Genomic DNA, 3,676 nt, shown 5'->3' with positions numbered 1-3,676 from the left:
AGAAAGGTAGGTCCTTTTTTATCCGCTAATCCTCTTTTACTAAACATTTCCTCAAAAAAAAAAAAGGAGAGAAATGAAAAAAATAATTGGCCAATGTCTGATAGTGCTAATCCTTACCTCAATTTTTTCATGTAAAAACAATGAGGATTCAGAAAAACAAATATCTGCTCAAGAGAGGATGTATTTTGACTCCCTTTCTCTTGAATTGGAGGAAATAAGAAGAAATTCTGTGATTCCCGGGTTTGGTGTGGCAATAGTAAAGGACAGTCAAATAGTTTACAACCAAGGATTTGGATATGCAGACCTAAACGATTCTACCGAGTTTACCCCTAAGACGGTAAATTTCATCGCATCTATTTCAAAAACCTTTATTGGTCTTAGCATAATGAAATTGGTAGAAATGGGTAAATTATCTCTTGATGAAAAAGTAAACGATATTTTACCTTATGACATTGTAAATCCCATGTTCCCTGATGTGCCCATAACTGTTAGACATTTGGTGACGCATACAGCAGGAATAATGGATGAATTTGATACCGAACAGATAGGTGAGGCAGAGATAGTCTTGTTAGAAGAGCGTGAATATGAAGATTCCAGGATTTCCGAAATCATGGAGCAAGACTTTAAGTATTACCGATTGGGGAAACTAATTACACTTTCGGAAAGTGTTAGGAAATATTTAGCAAAAGACGGAGCATGGTATTCCGAGGAGAATTTCAGGAAGTATCCTCCTGGAACGAAATACGAGTATTCTAACCTTGGGGCGGATTTGGCTGCCGTAATTGTGGAAATAAAATCAGGTATGTCTTTTTCAGATTTCACCAAGACACATATTTTCCAGCCTCTGAAAATGAACAATACTGGTTGGTTTTATGAAGATATTGATGAATCACTTTTATCAAAAATATACCGTCCTGATGATTGGGAAACACCGACAATTGCAATCGAGCATCCACGATATTATTATGTAGGGTATAGTTCAGGAGATTTGAAGTCCAATTTAGAAGATTTAGCAAAATACCTCATTGAAATGATAAAGGGATATAACGGAAATGGTGTAATCCTTAATAAAAAGTCTTATAATACTCTTTTTGAACCTGTGTTGGACGAATCGTACTACCAAAATAAAAGAGACCCGTCACCCTTGAATGACGAATACAATGTGGGTGTTTTTTGGGCTATTTCCAGTACAGGAATACGCTTGCATAATGGAGGGTCAATTGGGGTCTATTCATTTTTATATCTGAATACTGAAACAAATTCCGGAGCATTAAGTTTTTCAAATTTGCCTGACGCCTCTTTTGGAGACATAAGAAATGTTGTTTACAAGTATGAACATAAAATGTTTGAGAAGAGATGAATAAGCAAGCAGGTAACATTTATATGTGATAATGCCCCTCCTACGTTTAGAAAAACGTCGGATCCAGACCGGACTGGTTAAAATTTGAAATCTCTCCAGGGTATACTATAACGATTGATGGTGGACTAGGTGGGATTTGTAATCACACACACCTATTCTTCCAATTTGCAATTGGATTCAAGAATGAAAGCTCTAATCAGAAAATAATTTTTGGTTATTTGAATCGCATCCGACAATTGTCGATGATTAGTCTAGCAGCTTCCCAAAACTATTCAAATTTGATGGCCAAAATGCAGGTATCCTCCTGCCCTAAAAAAGTATTGATCTAATCAAATGCCTATGAATCAGGCGTGTTATAAAAAAAATCTCTAGCTTTATAATAATTCATTTCACATTTATGGAAGCAGCATATTAGTCCCGATCAGAAAATGAACAGGATAAAACACTGACAAGAACTTAAAGAAAAACAGCATGAAACAGGCAAATAAATTACTGGGGGATATTTTGGTCTTGGCACTTTGCGCTACCCTACTCTCCTGTACGGTGCAAGGTTCCAATAATCATAAGCATGAAATGAACCATACCAAGGCAGACACAGCTAAAAACTACATCATCATAAAGTCTTGGGAGCATCAGCGTGAGATTCTCCTAACAGAGGGAGATTCAGAGACCGAAGCAGATGCCAAAATTGGGAAATGGCTTGCAAGTATGTCCTCTATGGACAGGACAGCCGGTGATGACCGCATCGGTGTTCAGGCGCCACCTTTCAAGTTTGATGGATGGATCAATTCCGAACCGCTTAACCTGGATGACTTAAAGGGAAAAGTCGTTTTGGTTCGATGGTTTACAGATACCTGTCCTTTCTGTGCAAGCAGTGCCCCGGCACTTCGTGAGCTCCATGAAGAATATTCCGACCAGGGCTTTGCATTGGTTGGAGTTTATCATCCCAAAGCGGGGAGAAATGACCCTTTGGATGTAGCGCGCGTTCAGCGTGTGGTTGAAGCCAGAGATTTTAAGTTTCCAGTAGCGATAGACTGGGATTGGCGCCATGGCACGCTAAAAGAATGGTGGCTTACAGGTCCGGATCGGCCTGCTACCTCGGTAACATTTATACTTGACAAGTCCGGGGTAATTCAATTTGTCCATCCGGGCATGGAGTATCACGATGACAACGGCTCCGAGAAGCACGCCATGTGCGCGGATGATATGGGCCGCATCCGAGCTGCAATTGAGAGTCTTATCGCAGAATAAATCAAAGCAATTAATGTAAGTCCTCCTGAATGGAGAATATGGAGGCACAATTTGTAGTTCTGCTTTTTTATTCTTTTGGATCAGGGACAGACGTCGGAATGTAATGCTCTGTCGCTCACCTGAGCGTGGAATCCCGGCAGCGCAGGGAAGATCAGTGATATTGGTCGGAAGCAATTGCCTGAACAGAAAATTGCTAACCTTTTCCCCTGCTGAAAATCAAAAAACTTATGCATATGAAATTTACAAAATTAGTACCCAGCGTATTTTATTCAGACTTGTCAGCAGGGCTCAAATTGTTTGTCGATTGTCTCGAATTTGAAATCAAACATATTGATTTACACGTAGCGCAACCCTACTGTGTATTGGCAAAAGATGGCATAGGCATTATGGTTTTTCAGGACGAGCAATTAGCGAAGGAACACTATCCGGAGTTAAGAATTGAGACAGATAACATTGAAGATGTCTATGCAAAAGTATCTGCAACTCATCCCCATTTACTTCACCCAAATCTCAGCAAAGTAACGCTAAGGCCTTGGGGTGCAAAAGAATTTGCGATTTTAGACCATCAAGTGGGAATTAGATTTCAACAATGGTAAAACTATAAAAAGAATAGAAAAACAATGAATCGATTCCATTATGCCCCCGACTGTTGTAGAGAAAAGTTTGATTATAAGACATGTGGGATTTCCTACAGCAGTCAGAATCCATGCTATTTATTCTCTTTCCATCCACGATAGGGATAGGGGTGCAATTGGATTTTTTTACCCTTTAACCCATCAAAACCACTTTCAGGCCCGGCGCATATGCCTAGGAGAAAACTTTTCACCTTGGTCATTCCTCTTCCTTGTCTTTACAGTTATTTTTCCGTTTTCATTTGGACTTAATTTTGAAAATTGATTGGACCTCAGCAAAAGGACGCAGTTTGAGATCAGAAAAATAATATGACAAAATTGATGTTTTAAATTAAATTCAGGATAGCTATTTTGAAAAAAACAAGGAAGCAAGGCAGACATCCAAGACAATACCGGAAATGACTGAAATACTCGAAAAATATATCACTGAACG

Annotated in this window: 3 protein-coding genes; all 3 read left to right on the top strand. The window is 39.2% G+C overall.

Annotation, left to right across the window (positions count from 1 at the left end; all coding sequences use genetic code 11):
- Positions 1-73 precede the first annotated feature (73 nt).
- The gene (locus ACZFYI_RS17235; RefSeq protein WP_462525367.1) at positions 74-1,360 is read left to right on the top strand and encodes a serine hydrolase domain-containing protein; all 1,287 of its coding nucleotides are present in this window, start codon (positions 74-76) and stop codon (positions 1,358-1,360) included.
- A gap of 471 nt (positions 1,361-1,831) precedes the next feature.
- The gene (locus ACZFYI_RS17230) at positions 1,832-2,611 is read left to right on the top strand and encodes a peroxiredoxin family protein (protein WP_462525366.1); all 780 of its coding nucleotides are present in this window, start codon (positions 1,832-1,834) and stop codon (positions 2,609-2,611) included.
- Positions 2,612-2,844: 233 nt separating this feature from the next.
- Positions 2,845-3,207 (top strand): VOC family protein, encoded by a 363-nt coding sequence (locus ACZFYI_RS17225; RefSeq protein ID WP_462525365.1) that lies wholly within the window; start codon positions 2,845-2,847, stop codon positions 3,205-3,207.
- The last annotated feature ends 469 nt before the right edge of the window (positions 3,208-3,676 follow it).

Source organism: Aquiflexum sp. (assembly GCF_977115555.1).
The sequence above is the reverse complement of the archived record's forward strand: the minus strand, read 5'-3'. Positions and strand labels throughout refer to the sequence as shown.

Bases quoted from the DNA above. Each gene is read 5' to 3' on its own strand.
- ACZFYI_RS17235 (WP_462525367.1), top strand. From the start codon at position 74: ATGAAAAAAATAATTGGCCAATGTCTGATAGTGCTAATCCTTACCTCA.
- ACZFYI_RS17225 (WP_462525365.1), top strand. From the start codon at position 2,845: ATGAAATTTACAAAATTAGTACCCAGCGTATTTTATTCAGACTTGTCA.
- ACZFYI_RS17230 (WP_462525366.1), top strand. From the start codon at position 1,832: ATGAAACAGGCAAATAAATTACTGGGGGATATTTTGGTCTTGGCACTT.